The organism is Pseudomonas sp. C11, from assembly GCF_034683865.1.
Classification (GTDB): Bacteria; Pseudomonadota; Gammaproteobacteria; order Pseudomonadales; family Pseudomonadaceae; genus Aquipseudomonas.
Genome location: NZ_JAWIIP010000010.1, coordinates 126127 through 146472 on the forward strand (window position 1 = coordinate 126127; position 20346 = coordinate 146472).

Annotated in this window: 18 protein-coding genes; 7 read left to right on the forward strand and 11 right to left on the reverse strand. The window is 63.8% G+C overall.

The features are described 5' to 3' along the window. Positions 1-4 precede the first annotated feature (4 nt). The gene (fadB, locus tag VC352_RS17150; RefSeq protein WP_322980735.1) at positions 5-2152 is read right to left on the reverse strand and encodes a fatty acid oxidation complex subunit alpha FadB; all 2148 of its coding nucleotides are present in this window, start codon (positions 2150-2152) and stop codon (positions 5-7) included. 465 nt (positions 2153-2617) lie between these two features. Between fadB and VC352_RS17155 the strand changes: the two genes are divergently transcribed. Continuing rightward, positions 2618-3439: a hypothetical protein gene (locus VC352_RS17155; RefSeq protein WP_322980736.1), complete on the forward strand. Its 822-nt coding sequence runs from the start codon at positions 2618-2620 to the stop codon at positions 3437-3439. 128 nt (positions 3440-3567) lie between these two features. After that, a complete protein-coding gene (locus VC352_RS17160; RefSeq protein ID WP_322980737.1) occupies positions 3568-4017 on the forward strand; it encodes a universal stress protein in 450 nt (149 codons plus the stop codon). Positions 4018-4033: 16 nt separating this feature from the next. On the opposite strand, the gene VC352_RS17165 is transcribed toward VC352_RS17160, so the two are convergent. Both VC352_RS17165 and VC352_RS17170 read right to left on the reverse strand, forming a co-directional pair. Beyond that, positions 4034-4720 (reverse strand): DUF6901 family protein, encoded by a 687-nt coding sequence (locus tag VC352_RS17165; RefSeq protein ID WP_322980738.1) that lies wholly within the window; start codon positions 4718-4720, stop codon positions 4034-4036. A 17-nt stretch (positions 4721-4737) separates the two neighbouring features. Further along, complete coding sequence (locus tag VC352_RS17170) at positions 4738-6669, reverse strand: ATP-binding cassette domain-containing protein (RefSeq protein WP_322980739.1); 1932 nt, start codon at positions 6667-6669, stop codon at positions 4738-4740. 213 nt (positions 6670-6882) lie between these two features. Between VC352_RS17170 and VC352_RS17175 the strand changes: the two genes are divergently transcribed. After that, positions 6883-8811, forward strand: a complete 1929-nt coding sequence (locus VC352_RS17175; protein WP_322980740.1) for a transglycosylase SLT domain-containing protein — start codon at positions 6883-6885, stop codon at positions 8809-8811. Between the two features lie 133 nt (positions 8812-8944). On the opposite strand, the gene argC is transcribed toward VC352_RS17175, so the two are convergent. From argC to VC352_RS17215, 8 genes are all read right to left on the reverse strand, one after another. Then, positions 8945-9898 carry an N-acetyl-gamma-glutamyl-phosphate reductase gene (gene argC, locus VC352_RS17180; RefSeq protein WP_322980741.1) on the reverse strand — a complete coding sequence of 318 codons (954 nt, stop codon included), beginning with the start codon at positions 9896-9898 and terminating at the stop codon, positions 8945-8947. Positions 9899-10018: 120 nt separating this feature from the next. After that, entirely contained in the window at positions 10019-10876 is an 858-nt protein-coding gene (locus VC352_RS17185) for an efflux RND transporter periplasmic adaptor subunit (RefSeq protein ID WP_322980742.1), read from the reverse strand. 14 nt (positions 10877-10890) lie between these two features. Next, a complete protein-coding gene (locus VC352_RS17190) occupies positions 10891-11094 on the reverse strand; it encodes a DUF1656 domain-containing protein (protein ID WP_322980743.1) in 204 nt (67 codons plus the stop codon). Next, positions 11081-13069: an FUSC family protein gene (locus tag VC352_RS17195; RefSeq protein ID WP_322980744.1), complete on the reverse strand. Its 1989-nt coding sequence runs from the start codon at positions 13067-13069 to the stop codon at positions 11081-11083. The genes VC352_RS17190 and VC352_RS17195 overlap by 14 nt, the downstream gene beginning before the upstream one ends. 232 nt (positions 13070-13301) lie before the next feature. Further along, entirely contained in the window at positions 13302-13418 is a 117-nt protein-coding gene (gene ccoM / locus VC352_RS17200; RefSeq protein ID WP_017361612.1) for a cytochrome c oxidase subunit CcoM, read from the reverse strand. Positions 13419-13619: 201 nt separating this feature from the next. Continuing rightward, on the reverse strand, positions 13620-13781 hold the full coding sequence (locus VC352_RS17205; RefSeq protein ID WP_322980745.1) for a hypothetical protein: 162 nt from the start codon (positions 13779-13781) through the stop codon (positions 13620-13622). After that, positions 13778-14377: an alpha-ketoglutarate-dependent dioxygenase AlkB gene (locus VC352_RS17210; protein ID WP_322980746.1), complete on the reverse strand. Its 600-nt coding sequence runs from the start codon at positions 14375-14377 to the stop codon at positions 13778-13780. Before VC352_RS17210 ends, VC352_RS17205 begins: the two co-directional genes overlap by 4 nt. 34 nt (positions 14378-14411) lie before the next feature. Next, a complete protein-coding gene (locus VC352_RS17215) occupies positions 14412-14705 on the reverse strand; it encodes an aspartate-semialdehyde dehydrogenase (RefSeq protein ID WP_322980747.1) in 294 nt (97 codons plus the stop codon). 162 nt (positions 14706-14867) lie between these two features. Between VC352_RS17215 and rapA the strand changes: the two genes are divergently transcribed. The 4 genes from rapA to cmoB all read left to right on the forward strand — a co-directional run bounded on the left by rapA (position 14868) and on the right by cmoB (position 20251). After that, positions 14868-17711 (forward strand): RNA polymerase-associated protein RapA, encoded by a 2844-nt coding sequence (gene rapA, locus VC352_RS17220; RefSeq protein ID WP_322980748.1) that lies wholly within the window; start codon positions 14868-14870, stop codon positions 17709-17711. A gap of 132 nt (positions 17712-17843) precedes the next feature. Further along, positions 17844-18485, forward strand: a complete 642-nt coding sequence (locus tag VC352_RS17225; protein WP_322980749.1) for a lysoplasmalogenase — start codon at positions 17844-17846, stop codon at positions 18483-18485. A 57-nt stretch (positions 18486-18542) separates the two neighbouring features. Beyond that, positions 18543-19286 carry a carboxy-S-adenosyl-L-methionine synthase CmoA gene (gene cmoA, locus VC352_RS17230; protein ID WP_322980750.1) on the forward strand — a complete coding sequence of 248 codons (744 nt, stop codon included), beginning with the start codon at positions 18543-18545 and terminating at the stop codon, positions 19284-19286. Further along, positions 19283-20251 carry a tRNA 5-methoxyuridine(34)/uridine 5-oxyacetic acid(34) synthase CmoB gene (cmoB, locus tag VC352_RS17235; RefSeq protein WP_322980751.1) on the forward strand — a complete coding sequence of 323 codons (969 nt, stop codon included), beginning with the start codon at positions 19283-19285 and terminating at the stop codon, positions 20249-20251. Before cmoA ends, cmoB begins: the two co-directional genes overlap by 4 nt. Positions 20252-20346 lie beyond the last annotated feature (95 nt).

Sequence of the window (20346 nt, forward strand, 5' to 3'; positions counted from 1 at the left end):
ACGATTAACCGAAGAACTTCTGGCCCTTGGCGGCCATCTCGCGAAGTTTTGCGGTCGGGTGGTACAGGGCGCCCAGCTCGGCATACTTGTCGGCCAGGGCGACGAATTCAGCCACACCGATGGAGTCGATGTAGCGCAGCGCACCGCCACGGAAGGGAGGGAAGCCGATACCGTAGATCAGGCCCATGTCGGCCTCGGCTGCGGTGTCGACGATGCCATCTTCCAGGCAACGAACGGTTTCCATGCACAGCGGGATCATCATGAAGTTGATGATGTCCTCGTCGGTGACTTCACGCTCTTCGACCACGATGGACTTGAGCAGCTCGTAAGCCGCCGGGTCGGAGACCTTCTTCGGCTTGCCGCGCTTGTCGGTTTCGTAAGCGTAGAAGCCTTTGCCATTCTTCTGGCCCAGGCGATTGGCTTCGTACATCACGTCGACGGCGGTCTTGCCTTCGACAGCCATGCGATCCGGGAAGCCTTCGGCCATCACATCACGACCATGGTGGCCGGTGTCGATGCCGACCACGTCGGATAGATAAGCCGGACCCATGGGCCAGCCGAACTTCTCCATCACCTTGTCGATACGCACGAAGTCGACGCCGAAGCCCAGCAGCTTGGAGAAGCCGCCGAAGTACGGGAACAGCACGCGGTTGACCAGGAAGCCGGGGCAGTCATTGACCACGATCGGGTTCTTGCCCATTTTCTTGGCGTAAGCCACGGTGGTGGCCACGGCCACTTCGCTGGACTTCTCACCACGGATGACTTCCACCAGCGGCATCATGTGCACCGGGTTGAAGAAGTGCATGCCGACGAAGTTTTCCGGACGCTTGAGCGCCTGTGCCAGCAGGCTGATGGAGATGGTCGAGGTGTTGGAGGCCAGGATGGCGTCTTCACGCACCACGCCTTCCACTTCGGCCAGCACGATCTGCTTGACCTTGGGGTTCTCGACCACGGCTTCGACGACGATGTCGACGTTGCCAAAATCACCGTAGGACATGGTCGGGCGGATGGCGTTGAGGGCTTCGGCCATCTTCGCCGGGGTCATGCGGCCCTTCTCGACGCGCTTGCCGAGCAGCTTGGAAGCCTCGTTCAAGCCCATCTGGATACCCTCTTCACGGATATCCTTCATCAGGATCGGGGTGCCCTTGGAAGCCGACTGGTAGGCAATGCCACCGCCCATGATGCCCGCGCCGAGGACGGCAGCCAGTTTCACGTCGCGAGCGATTTCGTCGTGGTGCTTGGCCTTTTTCTTCAGTTCCTGATCGTTCAGGAACAGACCGATCAGGCTCTCGGCAACCGAGGTCTTGGCCAGTTTGACGAAGCCGGCAGCTTCGACTTCCAGCGCCTTGTCACGGCCGAAGTTGGCGGCTTTCTGAATGGTCTTGATCGCCTCGACCGGCGCCGGGTAGTTCGGGCCGGCCTGGCCAGCGACGAAGCCCTTGGCGGTCTCGAAGCACATCATCTGCTCGATGGCGTTGAGCTTGAGCTTTTCCAGCTTGGGCTGACGTTTGGCCTTGTAGTCCAGCTCGCCAGAGATGGCGCGCTTGACCAGATCCAGTGCAGCGTCCTTGAGTTTGGCGGGTGCGACCACGGCATCGACGGCGCCGACTTTCAGCGCGTCGTCTGCACGGTTTTCCTTGCCGGAGGCGATCCACTCGACAGCGTTGTCGGTGCCGATCACGCGCGGCAGGCGCACGGTACCGCCGAAGCCCGGGTAGATACCCAGCTTGACTTCTGGCAGACCGATCTTGGCGGTCTCGCTCATTACGCGGTAATCACCGGCCAGGCACATCTCGAAACCGCCACCCAGGGCGATGCCGTTGATGGCGACGACGGTCGGCACGGCGAGGTCTTCGAAATCGCTGAAGATCTTGTTGGCTTCGAGGTTGCCAGCTACCAGCTCTTCGTCCGGCAACTTGAAGTTGTCGACGAACTCGGTGATATCCGCACCGACGATAAACACGTCCTTGCCACTGGTAACAATCACGCCCTTGATCGAACCGTCAGCCTTGATCGCGTCGACGGAGGCGCGCAGCTCATTGAGGGTAAGACGGTTGAATTTGTTGACGGACTCACCCTTGAGGTCGAAATTCAATTCGACGATGCCGCTCTCAAGAGCCTTAACCGTGATGGCTTTACCTTCGTAAATCATCAACTGATCTCCACGGTATGGAAGCTGAACAGTACACATCGGAGCCAACCGGCAAGCCAGCTCACGGCATAGCCGCGAGCATAGCTCCAATCGGTACGACACACCCACCGACGCGATATTCGGGCTGTAGTGGCGCGCCTGACCAGGCAAACGCTCAATTCATACGCCCGTTTGATTTGGGTATGCACACCATCGGGGAAAAGCCAGAACTTGTCAATTGGCCTTCCTGCGCAGCCGTTTCGTTTTATCAGGCCAGCTCAGCAAGTACGCGGCTTGCAGGGCTACTCGATAAGCAGCATCTATACCCGGATATCGCGATGATTTCGTGAACCCGGCGCGCCCCCGCCTTCGCCTAGCCAAACGCCGAGGCTGCGGGTACAGTCGCCTCAGGCTCGCCTGGCCCTGGCTTGCGAGCCTGAATACAACAACAAGTCGAGCCCATCGATGGGCCATGCGGAGTTCACCATGTCGAGCCGCCGTAAGCTTGCCTCCCCACTGGGCGCCCTCCTCGCCCTTGCACTGCAGTTGTTACTCGCTCCTTGTCTTCTGGCGGCACCAGCCGACGATCTGTTGCATCTCCACCAGATGCGCCTGGCGGCACAGAAGAGCCTGGGTGATTTCTACATGTTCAACGGCATGGAAGGCGATCAGCGCTATGCCCGGAGGATCAACGAGTCCGTACAGCAGGCGCAGACACAGCTGGATGCGCTGGGCGTCATGCCGGGTGACGGCTCGAAGACACTGCAGCAGCGCCTCAGCGGCGAGTGGCAGAACTATCGCAGCGCATTGCAGAATTTGATGGAGACGATGCGCAAGCAGGGCTTCACCGACTTGCAGCCAGTCGCCGACATGGCCGAAAGCAATCGGCAGCTCATGGACATCGCCCAGGCGCTTTACCTGAAAATCCAGGAAGAAAGCGGACAGGTCGTGCCCACACTGGCTCAACGCAGCCGCGAGCAGAGTCTTTTGATGCAGGGCATCGCGCTGGACTACGCTTCACGTAGCGCCTCGGTAGGTGCCAGTTTCTTCGGCGGTGGTGAGGAGCGCGCCCTTGACGAACTGGTGCGAGCCTTCGCCAGCCGCCTGGATGACCTCACCCAGGAAAGCCAGAACACTGCACAGATCAGGACGGAACTTGGCACTATTGGCACCAAGTTTCGCTATATCGAGAAATCTCTGCTGAACTACAACCAGAACACCGTCCCCTTTCTGGTCAACAAGTATTCCGACAGCATCATCGAGGGGCTGGAAGACGTAGCGGCCCAATACGCCGCCAACCAGCTCTGATGTTTCTTTCCGGCCTGCCTGGCCATCCCCGGCCCGGTGCTCGCACCGGGCTTTTTATTCAAGACATCAACGCGCATCCAGAGCCATACTGGACGCAGAGCGGTTTCTATCCTTAGGAGGAGTTCACCATGCCCTACCAGCACATTCTGGTCGCCGTCGACCTCACCGAGGAATGCGATCCTGTCGTCAAACGGGCGTACAAACTGGCCCAGGCCAGCAACGCCAAGATGTCCCTGGTGCACATCGTCGAACCCATGGCGATGGCCTTTGGCGGTGACGTGCCGATGGATCTGTCGATGCTGCAACAGCAGCAGTTCGAGCAGGCACGCGAGCGCCTGGACGCGTTCAGCGGCAAGTACCCGGAGTTGACAGCGGATCAGCGCCACCTGGCCTACGGCCAGCCGCGTCAGGAGATTCACCGCCTGGCGGAAGAACAGGGCTGCGACCTGATCGTCGTGGGCAGCCACGGACGTCACGGCCTGGCGTTGCTACTCGGTTCGACCGCCAATGACGTGCTGCACGGCGCGCCCTGCGACGTGCTGGCCGTGCGCCTGAAGAAATCCGACAAGAGCGCCTGATCGAAGCCGATACAGGTCAGTCGAAGGAGTCGCCCGCACTCATCACCAGCGGGCGGATCTTCTGCAACTGGGTCTCGAGCGAGACCGTCATGCTCGATGACATCGAGAAGAAGGTGAGGAAGGCCTTGAGGTTGGAATCACCTTCGCAGGTGTCATGGATGCGCTGCCAGAACGCCTGATTGACCAGCTTGAGTTGCTGGAACATGCGCACTAGCCCCTTGAGTTCCCAATCCGCCAGACGCCCTTCGCGCATGTTGAAGTACTGCCGCGTCAGGTACAGCGACACGGTGCGCAGGATGAACTCCTGGTTGTTGGCGAACGGCAGGTGATGCTGCGCCATCGGCCGCAGACGCCCCAGCAGCGGGCAGGCACTGGTGGCCATGATCACACCGAGCAAGGCGCGCAAGCCCTCCTCCAGCCCGAGGTGCTTGGTGTACTCGCGCTCGGGCGTGCGTACCCAGACACTGGCCTTCTTGAAGGCCGGCAGGCCACGAAAATCCTCGATGACGCGGTGCAGATCCACCGCTGCCGGACAATGGCTGAACTGCTCGCGGCTGAGCGGACAATTGCTGCACTGCTGATGCCCGAGGCGAGTCCAGGCCGGTGTTTGGCGGGCCTGCTCGGGGTCATACTCTCGGTTCAGCTCGATCCTATAGCTGAACTGATGATTGTCGTCGAGGGTGATGCGGTATTCGATGGCCATGCGCTTAAGTGCCCCTTTCAGGCTTCCAGTTCTGCCCAGCGCTCGATCAACCTGTCCAACTCCGTCTGCAGGTCATCGAGACGCGCCAATGCTTGCGTAGTGATCTGCGACGCCTGCTGGTAGAAGGCCGGATCGGCGATCTGCGCCTGCAGCGTCGCCATTTCCTGCTCCAGGGCATCGATCTGCCCGGGAATCGCCTCCAGCTCACGCTGCAGCTTGTAGCTCAGTTTCTTCTTAGCCGGTTCAGCCGCGGCCTGCGTCGCTGCTGGCGCGCTCGCGGTCGGCTGTGGCGCCTCGACCACGGCACTGGCCAGCTCGGCCTTGCCCGACTTGCTCTCGCCAACACCCAACAGGCGCGGCGATCCGCCTTGACGCAGCCAGTCCTGATAACCGCCGACGTACTCGCGCACGCGGCCTTCGCCCTCGAACACCAGGGTGCTGGTGACCACGTTATCGAGGAACGCCCGGTCGTGGCTGACCATCAGCACCGTACCCGGGAAGCTCAGCAGCACCTCTTCGAGCAGTTCGAGGGTTTCCACATCCAGATCGTTGGTCGGTTCGTCCAATACCAGCAGGTTCGCCGGTTTGCTGAACAGCTTGGCCAACAGCAGACGCGCTCGCTCCCCGCCGGACAAGGCCTTGACCGGGGTACGGGCACGCTGTGGACTGAACAGGAAGTCCCCCAGGTAGCTGAGGACGTGACGGCTCTGGCCGTCGATGACGATGAAGTCGCGACCTTCCGCGAGGTTGTCTATCACGGTCTTTTCAGGTTCCAGCTGGAGGCGCAACTGATCGAAGTACGCCACCTCCAGCTTGGTGCCTGCCATTATCGTGCCAGCAGTCGGTTGCAACTCGCCGAGCAACAGCTTGAGCAGTGTGGTCTTGCCGGTGCCATTGGCGCCGAGCAGGCCGATGCGGTCGCCACGCTGCAGCACCATGGAGAAGTCGCGCACCAGGGCAACTCCCCCTGCGTGCGCAAAACTGACGTTTTCTGCCACTATCACCTGCTTGCCGGACTTGTCCGCCGCATCCAGCTGGATGCTGGCCTTGCCCTGACGCTCACGGCGCTCGGCACGTTCGGAGCGCATCGCCTTGAGGGCACGCACGCGGCCTTCGTTGCGAGTACGCCGGGCCTTGATGCCCTGGCGGATCCACACTTCTTCCTGGGCCAGGCGCTTGTCGAACAGCGCATTGGCGGTTTCCTCGGCAGCCAGTTGCTGCTCCTTGTGCACCAGGAAGCTGGCGTAGTCGCCGTTCCAGTCGATCAGGCCGCCACGATCCAGTTCGAGAATGCGCGTGGCCAGGTTCTGCAGGAAGGAGCGGTCGTGAGTGATGAAGAGCACGGCGCCGCCAAAGTCTTTCAGCGCTTCTTCGAGCCAGGCGATGGCGCCGATGTCCAGGTGGTTGGTCGGTTCGTCGAGCAGTAGCAGATCCGGCTCGGAGACCAGCGCCTGGGCCAGCAGCACGCGCCGGCGCCAGCCACCGGAAAGCTCGGCCAGAGTCTTGTCGGCCGGCAACTGCAGGCGGCTCAGGGTGCTGTCGACCAGTTGCTGCAGGCGCCAGCCGTCTTTGGCCTCCAGCTCCTGCTGCACATGCATCAGTTGTTCGAGGTCGTCATCGCCGTGGATGTTCTGCGCCAGATGGTGATAGCGCGCCAGCAGCTCACCGACGCCTGCCAGGCCCTCGGCCACCACGTCGAATACCGTCCGCTCGTCGGCGCGCGGCAGCTCCTGCGGCAACTCGCCGATCTTCAGCCCCGGCGCGCGCCAGATTTCGCCGTCATCGGCCATCTGGTCGCCCTTGACCAGGCGCAGCATGCTCGACTTGCCAGTGCCGTTACGGCCGATGATGCACACCCGTTCGCCCCGGGCGATCTGCCAGGACACCCCGTCGAGCAGGGGCATGGCGCCATAGGCGAGGGAAACATCGGCGAACTTGAGCAGGGTCATGACTACCTCCGGAAACAGGGGGCGCATTCTACCCGAGTTGCTCGCGGCAGGTTCCCGTTTCGGCATGAGCGGCCGATCCGCCTGCGCGTATTTTTCCAGCTGTGTCGGTAGGCTGCTCCGCGCTTTCGCCGGCAGGGGTCGAAGGGCTAAGCTAGAGCCATGCGGCCAGATGGATGCGGCTGCCCACTTACCTGTTCGCCCCCTGGAATTGTCATGCGTGGTCGTCTTTTCTCCGCTCTGTCCTGTCTGATCCTCAGCACCATCGGCATCGCCCAGGCCGATGCTGCCAACCTGGCGCAGCAACGCCAGTTCTACGATGAAGCCAAGCGTGCACTGGCCAAGGGCGACAGCGGCCCCTACCGCAACTATGCCGGCGCCCTGCGCGATTACCCGCTGACGCCGTACCTGGCCTACGACGACCTGACCAACCGCCTGAAATCGGCAAGCAACGCCGAGGTGGAAAAATTTCTCGCCGAACACGGCGACCTGCCGCAAGCCAGCTGGATGAAGCTGCGCTGGCTGCGCCTGCTGGCCGAACGTGGTGATTGGAAGCCCTTCCTCACCTACTACGATGCCAAGCTCAATTTCACCGAACTGGACTGCCTGTACGGCCAGTACCAGCTCAGTCATGGCCTGAACGCCGAGGGCAACGCCACTGCCGAGAAGCTCTGGTTGGTCGGCAAATCGCAACCCAACGCCTGCGATCCCCTGTTCGAGCGCTGGGCCGCCAATGGCCAGTTGACCGAACAGCGCCGCTGGCAACGCACCAAGCTGGCCGTCGAGGCTGGCAACTACGGCCTGGCCAATCACCTGATCAAGAGCATGCCGACCCTCGGCGCCCGTGGCGCACTGCTGGTGGAGGTGGCGCAGAAGCCGCAGATACTCAAGCAGAGTGCTCGCTTCACACCGGCTGACGCCGCCATGGCCGATGTGGTCGGCCTGGGCTTGCGCCGTCTGGCCAGGCAGAGCCCGGAAGATGCCCTGAGCCTGCTCGACAGCTACGCCCAGCGCATGAAGTTCTCCCAGGACGAACAGGTCGCCATCGCCCGCCAGATCGGTCTGACCCTGGCGCGACGCTTCGACCCACGCGGCCTCGACGTCATGGCCAAGTACGACCCGCAACTGCGTGACAACACCGTCAGCGAATGGCGCGCCCGCCTGCTGCTGCGCAGCGGTCGCTGGGACGAGGCCTATCAGCTGACCCAACGCATGCCGGCCGAGCTGGCCAGCAGCAACCGCTGGCGCTACTGGGCGGCGCGCAGCCTGCAGCTCTCTCAGCCGAACAGCCAGCAGCCGGCGACCCTGTTCCAGGCGCTGGCCAAGGAACGTGATTTCTATGGCTTCATGGCCGCCGATCAGGTCAAGGCACCCTACAAGCTGAACAACCAGCCGTTGGCGCTCGACCCCAAGGTGGTGCAGAAGGTGCGCAATACCGCCGGCATCAAGCGCGCCCTGGAATTCCATGCGCGTGGCCAGATCGTCGACGGGCGCCGCGAGTGGTACCACGTCAGCCGCCTGTTCAGCCGTGACGAGCTGGTAGCACAGGCGCGCCTGGCCTACGACATGGGTTGGTACTTCCCGGCCATCCGCACCATCAGCCAGGCCCAGTACTGGGATGATCTGGACGTGCGTTTCCCCATGGCCCACCGCGACGAACTGGTGCGTGAAGCGCAGCGCCGCGACATACATTCGAGCTGGGTGTTCGCCATCACTCGCCAGGAAAGCGCCTTCATGGCCGACGCCCGCTCCCACGCCGGCGCCATGGGCCTGATGCAATTGATGCCGGGCACCGCCAAGGAAACCGCGCGCAAGTTCAGCATTCCCATGGCCTCACCGCAGCAGGCCCTCAACCCTGACGTCAACATCCAGCTGGGTGCAGCCTACCTGAGCCAGATATATGGCCAGTTCAATGGCAACCGAGTCCTCGCCTCCGCCGCCTACAACGCAGGCCCGGGCCGCGTACGCCAATGGCTGCGTGGTGCCAATCACCTCAGTTACGACGTGTGGGTGGAGAACATTCCCTTCGACGAAACGCGCCAGTACGTGCAGAACGTGCTGTCCTACTCGGTGATCTACGGCCAGAAGCTGGGCAGCCCGCATCCACTGGTGGCCTGGCACGAGCGGTATTTCGACGATCAGTGACGTGGGGCTGAGTAGCCGCCAATCGGCGTCTGGAGAATAGAAAACGCCGCGAATCCTGTTGGGTTCGCGGCGTTTCTCTGTATGGATCTAGGCCGGCAATCTCCAGAGCACCACCTCTGGAGAACTGGGGGTTTTACAGCCCGCTGCTCAGCCCGGTGTCTTCGGCCGCGCCGATATGCACGTTCATGCATTGCACAGCCGCACCAGCCGCGCCCTTGCCGAGGTTATCCAGGCGCGCCACCAGGGTCACCCGCTCGGCATTGCCGAAGACGAAGAGATCGGCCCGATTGGTGTCATTGCAGCCCTGCACGTCGAAGAAGCCTTCATCCAGGTTCCGCTCACCTTCCAGCGGCATCACCCGGATGAAACGCTCGCCGGCGTAGTGGCGCTGCAGGGCTTCATGCACTTGCTGCGGCGTGGTGCCGGGCGCCAGGCGATCCAGGTGCAACGGCACGGTAACGGACAGCCCCTTGAGGAAGTCGCCGACGATGGGGCTGAACACCGGTGCCAGGGCGATGCCGGTCTGCACGCGCATTTCCGGCAGGTGCTTGTGCCCCTGGGTCATGGCATAGGGACGCGGGCTCTTCAGGCGCGCATCGCCACCGGCTTCGTACTGGGCGATCATCGACTTGCCACCACCGCTGTAACCGGTCAGGGAGAAGGCGCTGGTCGGGTAATCCTTGGGCAGCAGACCCGCGTCCACCAACGGGCGCACCAGCAGGATGAAAGCCGTAGCGTGGCAACCTGGGTTGGCGATGCGCTTGCTGGTACGGATCGCCTCGCGCTGGCCGGCAGCCAGTTCCGGCAGGCCGTAAGTCCAGCCGCTGTCGGTGCGGAAAGCAGTGCTGGCATCGATGATGCAGGTGTTCGGGTTGGTCACCAGGCTCACGGCTTCACGCGAGGCGGCATCCGGCAGGCAGAGGAAGGCCACGTCGGCAGCGTTTAGGAATCGTGCACGCTCGGCACTGTCCTTGCGTTTGGCCTCGTCGATGCGCAGCAGCTCGATGTCCGGGCGCCCGGCCAGGTAATCCAGCAGACGCAGGCCGGTGGTACCTTCCTGGCCGTCGACGAAAACTTTGAACGACATGACATGACCTCTCGACAAGGGCCGGTCGCAGCCGGCCTGAAACGGTGGACGAAACAGCGGGGCCATAGTGTCGGCCATGTGCGCGTTCGCGTCACGCGCTTCGCGCAGATTGTGCGTGGATCAGTCGCTCAGCACCCGCACGCTGGCGGTCATGCCGGCACTGAGCTGTACACCCTGCGGCAGCTCGGCCAGACGGATGCGCACCGGTATCCGCTGCGCCAGCCGCACCCAGTTGAAGGTCGGCTCGACATTGGCCAGCAATTGGCCGTCCGGGCTGGCGTTGCGGTCGGTAATACCGCGACTGATGCTCTCCACCTCCCCGTCCAGCGGCTGATCCCTGCCCATCAGCCAGACCTGCACCGGAGCGCCGACCTTGATGCGCGGTAGCTTGGTTTCCTCGAAATAGGCCTGCACGTAGAACGAGGCCTCGTCCACCAGGGCCAGCACCGGCTCACCTGCACGCACGTAGTTACCCTCGGCCAATTGCAGGTTGGTCACCTGCCCGCTACGCGGTGCGCGCACCTCGCTGCGCTGCACGTCCAGTTCGGCGAGTTTCACTGCAGCCTGCGCCTGGCGATATTCACCACGCGCGATCTCGGCATTGAGCTGGGCGTTGTCGCGCAACTCGGCGCTGATCGCCTGCGGCCCGAGGCGATCACGCCGCACGGCCTCGTGTTCGCGCAACAGCAATTGCTGGTGGCGTGTCTCGGCCACGGCCTGCGCCTGCTCCAGAGCCGCCTGGTAGCGATCCCGATCCAGGCTCATCAGCAGCTCGCCGGCGGCAACCTGCTGATTGTCGCGCACCTTCAGTTCGCGCACCCAACCGGACAGATCCGGGGCGATGGTGACCACATCGGCGCGCACGCGCGCATCGCGCGTCCAGGGCGAATACAGGTAGTGCTGCCACAGCCAGGCACCGGCGATGATCGCCACGGCTACCAGGCTCAAGGTAATGCCGACACGCACGACAGAACGCATGCCTTTCTCCTCGTTTATTGTCCCAAAACGGCCACCACGGCCGCCAATACGCACACATAGAGGGCACAGTCGAACAGCGCCTCATGCCAGATCCAGCGCGCCATGCCGACCCGCTGCAAGCCGATGCGCAGCACGCCGGTCAGCAGCAGCGCCAGTAGCGCATACAACAACAGCGGGCTGAGCAAGACGCCGCCCAGCGACCATTCACGCAAGCCCATCGGTGCCCTCCTGTAATCCACACCAGCGCCGCCAGCCATCCTGCAACTGCAGCAAAGCAGCCTCTGCCAGGCGCCTGTCGATACTCGACGGCGCGGCACGCAGAGCCTGCAGCAGCTGGTTAGCCGCCTCATCCAGGGCCGATTCGCGCTCGGCTGCCGGCCCCAGCAACAATTGCTGACGCAGGCGCGCGAGAAAGTCCGCCTCAGCCTGCCCCAGAGAGCTGTCACCGGCTGCCAGGCAGGCTCGCAGGTGCAACAACTCGTCCCCCAGATCCAGGCTGGCAACGCCGTCATCCCAGCGGTTGCGGGTCTGGCTCGGCAACAACGGATAATGCCGCGCCAGTTGCAGCAAGCGATCAGCCATGCGCCCACCGAACCAGCTCTCCGCACCGATCAAGCGGTGCTGCGTCAGACGCGCCAGATCCTGCAGGGTTGCTCGCAGCAAACGACGACCATGCCAGCGCGGGCTGCGCAAGCCGATCAGATTGAACGCCAGCACGGCACAGGTGACGCCGATGAGCATGGCCTGCGCCTCGTTGAAGAAAAACGCCAGGTCGTAGTTCATGTCGTTCTGCGGTGCGCACAGCACGATGAAGTGCAGACAGAAGGAGGTCGCCGTCGCGCCCAGCGCCGGCTTGGCCATGCCCAGCGCACCGAAGAACAGCGGTACGCCCAATGCCAGGCAGAGCATGGGGAAACCACTGAGCTGTGGCAGCAGAATCTGCCCGACGAAAAAAGCCACCGGCAAGGCATAGAAGATGCCACGCAGAAACAACAGGCCGATCTGCGCCGCGTTCTCGCGGCTGGCGAACAGGCTGCAGACCACGCTGGCCAGCAACATCGCGCCGCTGGCGGCCGTCCAGGCCGTGGCCATCCAGAACGCCGCCAATGCCAGAAAGGCCAGGGCGCTGCGCGAGCCATAGAGCATTGCGGTTTGCCAATCGCGGTGCCAGGACAACGCGGGTGGCAGACTACCGCGTACCTCGCCCTGCTCCACCGCCTGCAGCGCGTTGCCTGCAGTTTCCAGGCGCAGCATGAGCAAAGCGAGTCGCTCCAGACAGCGTCGCTGAGCGGCGCTCAGCGCCTGCTCTTCGGCGACTTCGCGCATTTCCTGCGCCAGGATCGCGCAGCGCGAACCCTGCGGATCGGACAGGCAGTCGCGCACACGCTGCATCCAGGGCGCCAGGGCGTGGTTCTCGACCTCGTCGAGCTGCCGCCATTGCCGGCCGACGCCGCGCGCCAGGCGCAGCATCGTCAGCAGATCACGGCTGAGCAGGCGCAAGGCCGCCGCGCGTTGCCGGCCGCGATTACCCTCGAACCAGGCATGCTCACGCTGGGCGTCCACCGCCACCATGCGTCCCAGTACCTCCAGCAACCCCTGACGCGCCATGGGCTCACCCGCCAATGTCTGGCTGGCAGCGCTCACCCCGGCCTGCCAGACGCTACGCGCCTGCTGCCCCAGTTGCCGCTCTACGCGCTGCGGCCAGAATACGGCACTGACCACCGTGGCACAGAGAATGCCCAGGGCAATCTCTGTGCCGCGCGCAACCGCCTGATCGAACACCGTCAGGGGTTGGCTGATGGCCGGCAGGCCGATGATCGCCACGGTGTAGCCCGCCAGCACGAAGGCGTAGCTCCAGGCGCTGCGCAGCATGGTCGAAGCCGCCGTGCACAGGCCCATCCACAGCGCCACGGCGATGAGGAACAACCAGGGTGCCTGGGCGAACAGAGCCATCAGCAGCACCGTCATACTCGCCCCGATCAGGGTACCGAGCAGGCGCGCCAGGCCTTTCTGCACCACCATGCCGGACAAGGGCTGAGCGACGATAAAAGCGGTCATCAACGCCCATTGCGGCTGCTCCAGACCGAAGCGAAAGGCGCACCACAGCGCCAGCCCAGCGGCCAGGAGGGTCTTGATCGCGAATTGAACGGCCTGGGCGCTGGGCGCGACGAAGGCCAGCAGGGAGTCACGCATGGAGTCGAGATCTGAAGAAAGACGAAAGAAGCATAGACGGCCGCCCGAGCGGACTGCCAATGGGGCTAATTATTAGCCTGCTATCTAGTTTTCGTCCACCCCCAGCCGCGCCGCCTGTCGCTCGCACAAGCGCTATCGCTGCTCAGTGATGGCGCCCCGCAAAATACGCAGAACAAAAAAAGGGCGACCGAAGTCGCCCGAATTGCCTTGCGTGCCCAGTTAACTGGAAGGATCAGCTCTGCTTGCGCTTGTGAGCATCCTTCCAGATGAAGTAACCAACACCCCCGAAGAACGCGACCATCAGAAGAACGGTGCCGACTCCGGCGAGAACCACTGTATCGACGAACATGGCTGCCTCCTGTTGTGCCTGTCTGTCTGGGATGGCTTCACGTTATCAGCGCTGGCGGCAGGAAAATTGATCTGGATCAATGGCCAGCGAGCAGGTGCGATCAGGCCTGGGGGAATACTGACCCAGGTCAAGAAATCGAGGGGGTACGAGGCGGGAGGTGCGGCCCAGAAGGGCCGCATGCAGCGGGACGGACAGCGGTACTCAGCGCTTCTTCGGCTTGCTCTTGGACTTCTTCTTGCCTTTGGCCAGCGGCAGCACCTGCTCGAAGGCCTGGCGCATGTCGTTGAGACGCTTGTCGTTGAGATCGTGGATGCGCTTGTCGCGCTCGGTGGCGAAATCGATCAGCTTGTCGTCGTTGCTCATAGCGGAAACCGGATCAGGCGAAAGGTCAGGTTCAGGCGCGGTGCGCAGGCTCGCCGCGTCTTCGCCACTTGGTGCTGCCAATGATGCTGGGTCGGCCCCCGCATGACCAGTAGCGAAGCGTGGTCGAGTGTCAGCGAATGTTCGATACGCGTCGTGCCCACCCGGCGCAAGTCGAAACGCCGGCTGCCACCCAGGTTCAGCGAGGCGATCAGCGGATTGCGCCCCAACTCGGGTTCTGCATCGCTGTGCCAGCCCATGGAGTCCTGGCCGTCGCGGTAGTAGTTGAGCAGCACGGCATTGAGCGGCTGGCCCACCTCTTTCGCGACTCGCTGGCGAATCTCTTCCAGCAAGGGCGTCCAGGGCAACGGCTCGTGCACCTTACCGGAATAGCGATAACGCGCCTCGGGGTCGCCGTACCAGGCCGTCAGCCTTGGTGTTGGATGGTAGCGCCCATGGATGAACAACTCTGGCTGCTGCCAGGGCGTTTGCTCGACCAGCGCTTGCAGCCAGCCCTCGGCCAGGGCCGCATCGACCCAACCGGGTAGAAAATCCAGCTCGGCATCGGCAAGGACGGGCAAAGGGTCGGCGAACAGCATGACGATCTACGCGCAAGAAGGTTAAGGGAGTGTCTCAAACTTCCACATCGACCCACAGCCCTTGCCTGGGCAAATCTCCGAGCGCCTGCTCCACCTCTTCCGGCTCGGCCTCGGCCAACTGCTCCGGGGTGTAGCCGCGCCGCTGCCGACGACGCTGCTCTTCACGCAGCAACTCCTCGGCCTCTTGCGGATGGCGCCTGTCCAGCCCGAGCGCACTTTCCTTGGCACTGCCTTCGGCAGGCGTGACCGGCGGAATTTCGGGCTTGGGCTTGATCACGTCCTGCGTGGCAGTGACCGGCACCAGGCTATGGGGGATCGGTGGCAGCATGGCACAGCACCTCCTTTGGTCAGGCTGTCGGCGCCGGGAACCGCGACTTGAGGACACGCTCGCTACACTTTCGACTGACGGACGCATCGATAGTGCCACGAGCGCTTTGGCCATGGCGCGGCATCCGTTACCATAGCCGGCTTTTTCACACGGGAGACAGGCATGGCGCAGTATCAACCGGGGCAACGCTGGATCAGTGACAGCGAAGCGGAACTGGGGCTTGGAACCATCCTCACCGAGGACGGCCGTCTGCTCACCGTGCTCTACCCGGCCACCGGCGAAACGCGCCAATACGCCACCCGCAACGCACCGCTGACCCGTGTGCGCTTCGTGCCCGGCGACGAGATCACCCATTTCGAGGGCTGGAAACTCAGCGTCCAGGAAGTCGAGGACATCGACGGCCTGCTGGTCTACCACGGCCTCAATGCCCAGCACCAGCCGGTCAGCATGCCGGAAACCCAGTTGTCGAACTTCATTCAGTTCCGCCTGGCCAGCGACCGCCTGTTCGCCGGCCAGATCGATCCGCTGAGTTGGTTCGCCCTGCGCTACCACAGCCTGGAACACAACAGCCGCCTGCTGCAGTCCTCGCTCTGGGGCCTGGGCGGCGTGCGCGCGCAACCCATCGCCCACCAGCTGCACATCGCCCGCAGCGTCGCCGACCGTATCGCACCGCGCGTACTGCTGGCCGACGAAGTGGGTCTGGGCAAGACCATCGAAGCCGGCCTGGTGATCCATCGCCAACTGCTCTCCGGCCGTGCCAGCCGTGTGTTGATCCTGGTGCCGGAAAACCTGCAGCACCAGTGGCTGGTGGAAATGCGCCGACGCTTCAACCTGGAAGTGGCGCTGTTCGATGCCGAACGCTTCATGGAAAGCGACGCCAGCAACCCCTTCGAGGATTGCCAACTGGCCCTGGTCGCCCTGGAGTGGCTGGTGGACGACGAGAAGGCGCAGGATGCCCTGTTCGCCGCCGGCTGGGATCTGCTGGTGGTCGATGAAGCTCACCACCTGGTCTGGCACCCGGAGAAGGCCAGCGCCGAATACGCGCTGGTCGAGCAACTGGCCGAAGTCATCCCTGGTGTGCTGCTGCTCACCGCCACCCCGGAACAGCTCGGCCAGGACAGCCACTTCGCCCGTCTGCGTCTGCTCGACCCGGCGCGTTTCCACGATCTGCAAGCCTTCCGAGCCGAAAGCAGCCAATACCGCCCGGTCGCCGAAGCGGTGCAGGAACTGCTGGATCAGGGCTCGCTGAGCGCCCAGGCGCGTGATGCCATCGGCGGCTTCCTCGGCGACGAAGGTCGAGAACTGCTGGACGCCATCGACGGCGGCGACGAAGAAGCCCGCGCCCGTCTGGTGCGCGAGCTGCTCGACCGCCACGGTACAGGTCGCCTGCTGTTCCGCAACACCCGTGCCGCCGTGCAGGGTTTCCCCGAGCGCGAGCTGCACCCCTATCCGCTGCCCTGCCCGGTCGAATACCTGGAACTGCCAATCGGCGAACACGCCGAGCTGTACCCGGAAGTCAGCTACCAGGCGCAGGACGAGGTGGACGAGGAGCAGCGCTGGTGGCGCTTCGACCCGCGCATCGAGTGGCTGATCGACACCCTGAAGATGCTCAAGAAGTTCAAGGTGCTGGTGATCTGCGCCCACGCCGAGACCGCGCTGGATCTGGAAGACGCCCTGCGCGTGCGCTCCGGCATTCCGGCCACCGTCTTCCATGAAGGCATGAGCATCCTCGAGCGCGACCGCGCGGCGGCCTACTTCGCCGACGAGGAATTTGGCGCGCAGGTGCTGATCTGTTCGGAAATCGGCTCCGAAGGCCGCAACTTCCAGTTCGCCCATCATCTGGTGCTGTTCGATCTGCCGGCCCACCCGGATCTGCTCGAGCAGCGCATCGGCCGTCTCGACCGTATCGGCCAGAAACACAAGATCCAACTGCACGTGCCCTACCTGGAAACCAGCCCGCAAGCGCGCCTGTTCCAGTGGTACCACGAAGCCCTGAATGCCTTCCTGGCCACCTGCCCGACCGGCAACGCCCTGCAGCACCAGTTTGGCCCGCGCCTGCTGCCGATGCTCGAGGGCAGCGACGATGATCAGTGGCAAGCGCTGATCGACGAAGCCCGCGAGGAACGCCAGCGCCTGGAAAGCGAACTGCACAACGGCCGCGACCGCCTGCTGGAGCTGAATTCCGGCGGCGCCGGTGAAGGCGAAGCCCTGGTCGAAGCCATCCTCGAACAGGATGATCAGTTCACCCTGCCGATCTACATGGAAGAGCTGTTCAACGCCTTCGGCATCGACAGCGAAGACCACTCCGACAACGCCCTGATTCTGCGCCCCAGCGAGAAGATGCTGGATGCCAGCTTCCCCCTTGGCGACGACGAGGCAGTGACCATCACCTACGACCGCGAGCAGGCACTGGCGCGCGAGGACATGCAATTCCTCACCTGGGAACACCCCATGGTGCAGGGCGGCATGGATCTGGTCTTGTCCGGCTCGATGGGCAACACCGCCGTCGCACTGATCAAGAACAAGGCCCTCAAGCCCGGCACCGTACTGCTGGAACTGCTCTACGTCAGCGAAGCCGTCGCGCCGCGCAAACTGCAGTTGGGCCGCTTCCTGCCGCCGGCCGCGCTGCGCTGCCTGCTCGACGCCAACGGCAACGACCTGGCCGCGAAAGTCGGCTTCGAGACGCTCAACGACCAGCTCGAAAGCGTACCGCGTGCCAGTGCCAACAAGTTCATCCAGGCCCAGCGTGACGTACTGGCCAAGCAGATCGCCGCCGCCGAGGCGAAGATCATGCCGCGCCACGTCGAGCGCGTCGCCGATGCCAAGCGCCGCATGGTCGCCGAGCTGGATGAGGAACTGGCGCGCCTGGTCGCCCTGCAGGCGGTCAACCCCAGCGTGCGCGACAGCGAGATCGCCGCCCTGCGCGAACAACGCGAGCAAGGCCAGGCCATGTTCGACAAGGCCGCCCTGCGCCTGGAGGCGATCCGCGTCCTGGTCGCCGGCTGACCCGAAGCGCGCCGGCTTCGTCCGGCGCGCTGCGGCGCCATAGGTCTGTGAATCTGGCGCGCCGTGCGCTGGCAAGCCGATGACCTGCGCGGCATAGTCGCAACCCATTCCACGCGCGAAAGGACGCTCATCATGGGTTGGTTGCTACTGGGTCTGGCAGGGGCCGTCGTCTACCTCGTCAGCCTGATCAATGGCGATGCGCAACTCGGCCTGTTCGCCAAGGGCTTGCCGGTGCTCGCCCTGTTGTTCTGGCTGCGCCAGACACCAGCAGGCCTGTATCGCCGCTGGATCGGCGTCGGTCTGCTGTTTTCCCTGGCCGGCGACCTCCTGCTGGCTTGGCCCGATGACTTGTTCGTGTTCGGCCTCGGCGCCTTCCTGCTGGCTCACCTCGCCTACCTGCGCGCCTATGTCTCCGATAGTCGCCGCCCAGCGCTACTCGCATTGCTGCTGGCGCTGGTCATCGGTGGCATGATGTTCACTGTGCTGGCCCGTGCCGGTCTGGGCCCCCTGCTGGTGCCGGTGGCCTGCTACGTCACGGCGATCTGCCTGATGCTCTGGCGCGCCCTGGCCCGGCTTGGAGCCCCCGGTCTGCAACCGCGCTCGACCTGGCTCGCAGCAGTTGGCGCCCTGCTTTTCGCACTCTCCGACAGCCTGATCGGCATCAGCCGCTTCGTGGTCAATTTCGACGCGGCGCCCTACGCCATCATCCTCACCTACTGGCTCGGCCAGTGGGGCATCACCGCTTCGGCCTTTAAACGTACCGACAGCGCCTGACTGTTGCACCACACTTGGCTAAAATGCCGGCCTTTTCCGCTACCCGTTGCGATTGCCGTGAGCCAAGAACCCGACCGCCTGTTCGCCCAGCCCCTGGCCGAGGTGCCCGATTTCGTCTTCAACGAGGACGTGGTGCGGGTCTTCCCCGACATGATCAAACGCTCGGTGCCCGGCTACCCGACCATCGTCGAGAACATCGGCGTACTCGCCGGCCAGTTCGCCCAGCCCCATACCCGGCTGTATGACCTCGGCGCCTCGCTCGGTGCGGTGACCCAGGCGCTGCGCCGCCATGTACGCAGCGATGGCTGCCAGGTGATCGCCGTGGACAACTCGCCGGCCATGGTCGAGCGCTGCCGCGAATACCTGCATGCCCAGGACGCCATGTTCCAGGAGCTACTGCCGGTGGAAGTGATCGAGGCCGACATTCTTGCCCTCGAATTACAGCCAGCCTCGCTGGTGACGCTGAATTTCACCCTGCAGTTCATCCCGCCGGAGCGCCGCCTGGAGTTGCTCGGCAATATCCGTCAGGCTCTACTGCCGGGCGGCGCACTGATCCTCTCGGAGAAGCTGCGCTTCGAGGATGCGGCCGAGCATGAGCTGCTCACCGAGCTGCACGTCGCCTTCAAGCGTGCCAATGGCTACAGCGAACTGGAAATCGCTCAGAAGCGCAGCGCCATCGAGAAGGTGATGCTGCCCGACAGCCTCGAACAGCATCGCGAGCGTCTGCTGGCCGCCGGCTTCAGCAAGGTGCTGCCCTGGTTCCAGTGCCTGAACTTCGCCTCGCTGGTGGCCCTGCCATGATGCGCGATCTGGATCTCGACGCGCTGCAGGCGCAACTGGCTGGTACTCCATTGCAAGACTGGGCCTGCGAGCTGCCCGGTCAGCTCGACGCCAAGCTGGCCATCGGTCATGGTGATCTGCCGCGCTGGTACGGCGCCGTGCAGGCGCTGCCGGATCTGTCGGTGAGCGAGGTGGAACTTGCGCAGCGCTTCGCCTTCGGCGGCGCCTGTGACGACAGCGCACGAGCGCAATTGAAAACGGCGCTGCAAGGGCTGATTCCCTGGCGCAAGGGGCCATTCGAGCTGTTCGGCGTGCACATCGACACCGAATGGCGCTCGGACTGGAAATGGCAGCGCGTCGCCCCGCACCTGGATCTGGCGGGCAAACGCATCCTCGATGTCGGTTGCGGCAACGGCTACTACATGTGGCGCATGCTCGGTGCCGACGCCGACAGCGTGGTCGGCATCGACCCCAACTGGCTGTTCCTCTGCCAGTTCCTGGCGATGAAGCGCTACCTGCCAGATCAACCGGTCTGGCACCTGCCGCTGGCGTTCGAAGAGTTGCCAGCCAAGCTGCAGGGCTTCGACACGGTGTTCTCCATGGGCGTGCTCTACCACCGTCGCTCGCCCATCGACCACCTGCTCGACCTCAAGGACGCCTTGGTCAAAGGTGGCGAACTGGTGCTGGAAACCCTGGTGGTCGAAGGCGATGCCGAACAGGTGCTGGTGCCCGAGGATCGCTACGCGCAGATGCGCAACGTCTGGTTCCTGCCCTCGGTGCCGGCACTGGAACGCTGGCTGCGCCGCGCCGGCTTCGAGGACGTGCGCTGCGTCGACGTCAGCACCACCTCGGTGGAGGAACAGCGCGCCACCGAATGGATGCGCTTCCAGTCGCTGCCCGAGTTCCTCGACCCGGCCGACCACAGCCGCACCGTCGAAGGCCTGCCGGCACCGACCCGCGCCGTGCTGGTCGCCCGTAAGCCATAGGAGCAACACTCCCGTAGGGCGGGTGAAACCCGCCTGAGAGCAAGTGGCGGGTTGCACCCGCCCTACGATTGCAGCCTTCAGCGGCTTATGGTGCG

Excerpts from the sequence above, each read along its gene's own strand:
- ccoM (WP_017361612.1), bottom strand. The coding sequence starts at position 13,418 with ATGTTCGTCGATACAGTGGTTCTCGCCGGAGTCGGCACCGTTCTTCTG.
- VC352_RS17225 (WP_322980749.1), top strand. The coding sequence starts at position 17,844 with ATGGGTTGGTTGCTACTGGGTCTGGCAGGGGCCGTCGTCTACCTCGTC.
- fadB (WP_322980735.1), bottom strand. The coding sequence starts at position 2,152 with ATGATTTACGAAGGTAAAGCCATCACGGTTAAGGCTCTTGAGAGCGGC.
- VC352_RS17170 (WP_322980739.1), bottom strand. The coding sequence starts at position 6,669 with ATGACCCTGCTCAAGTTCGCCGATGTTTCCCTCGCCTATGGCGCCATG.
- argC (WP_322980741.1), bottom strand. The coding sequence starts at position 9,898 with ATGTCGTTCAAAGTTTTCGTCGACGGCCAGGAAGGTACCACCGGCCTG.
- VC352_RS17190 (WP_322980743.1), bottom strand. The coding sequence starts at position 11,094 with ATGGGCTTGCGTGAATGGTCGCTGGGCGGCGTCTTGCTCAGCCCGCTG.
- cmoB (WP_322980751.1), top strand. The coding sequence starts at position 19,283 with ATGATGCGCGATCTGGATCTCGACGCGCTGCAGGCGCAACTGGCTGGT.
- VC352_RS17185 (WP_322980742.1), bottom strand. The coding sequence starts at position 10,876 with ATGCGTTCTGTCGTGCGTGTCGGCATTACCTTGAGCCTGGTAGCCGTG.
- VC352_RS17215 (WP_322980747.1), bottom strand. The coding sequence starts at position 14,705 with ATGCTGCCACCGATCCCCCATAGCCTGGTGCCGGTCACTGCCACGCAG.
- VC352_RS17175 (WP_322980740.1), top strand. The coding sequence starts at position 6,883 with ATGCGTGGTCGTCTTTTCTCCGCTCTGTCCTGTCTGATCCTCAGCACC.
- rapA (WP_322980748.1), top strand. The coding sequence starts at position 14,868 with ATGGCGCAGTATCAACCGGGGCAACGCTGGATCAGTGACAGCGAAGCG.
- VC352_RS17195 (WP_322980744.1), bottom strand. The coding sequence starts at position 13,069 with ATGCGTGACTCCCTGCTGGCCTTCGTCGCGCCCAGCGCCCAGGCCGTT.
- VC352_RS17165 (WP_322980738.1), bottom strand. The coding sequence starts at position 4,720 with ATGGCCATCGAATACCGCATCACCCTCGACGACAATCATCAGTTCAGC.
- VC352_RS17155 (WP_322980736.1), top strand. The coding sequence starts at position 2,618 with ATGTCGAGCCGCCGTAAGCTTGCCTCCCCACTGGGCGCCCTCCTCGCC.
- VC352_RS17160 (WP_322980737.1), top strand. The coding sequence starts at position 3,568 with ATGCCCTACCAGCACATTCTGGTCGCCGTCGACCTCACCGAGGAATGC.
- VC352_RS17205 (WP_322980745.1), bottom strand. The coding sequence starts at position 13,781 with ATGAGCAACGACGACAAGCTGATCGATTTCGCCACCGAGCGCGACAAG.
- VC352_RS17210 (WP_322980746.1), bottom strand. The coding sequence starts at position 14,377 with ATGCTGTTCGCCGACCCTTTGCCCGTCCTTGCCGATGCCGAGCTGGAT.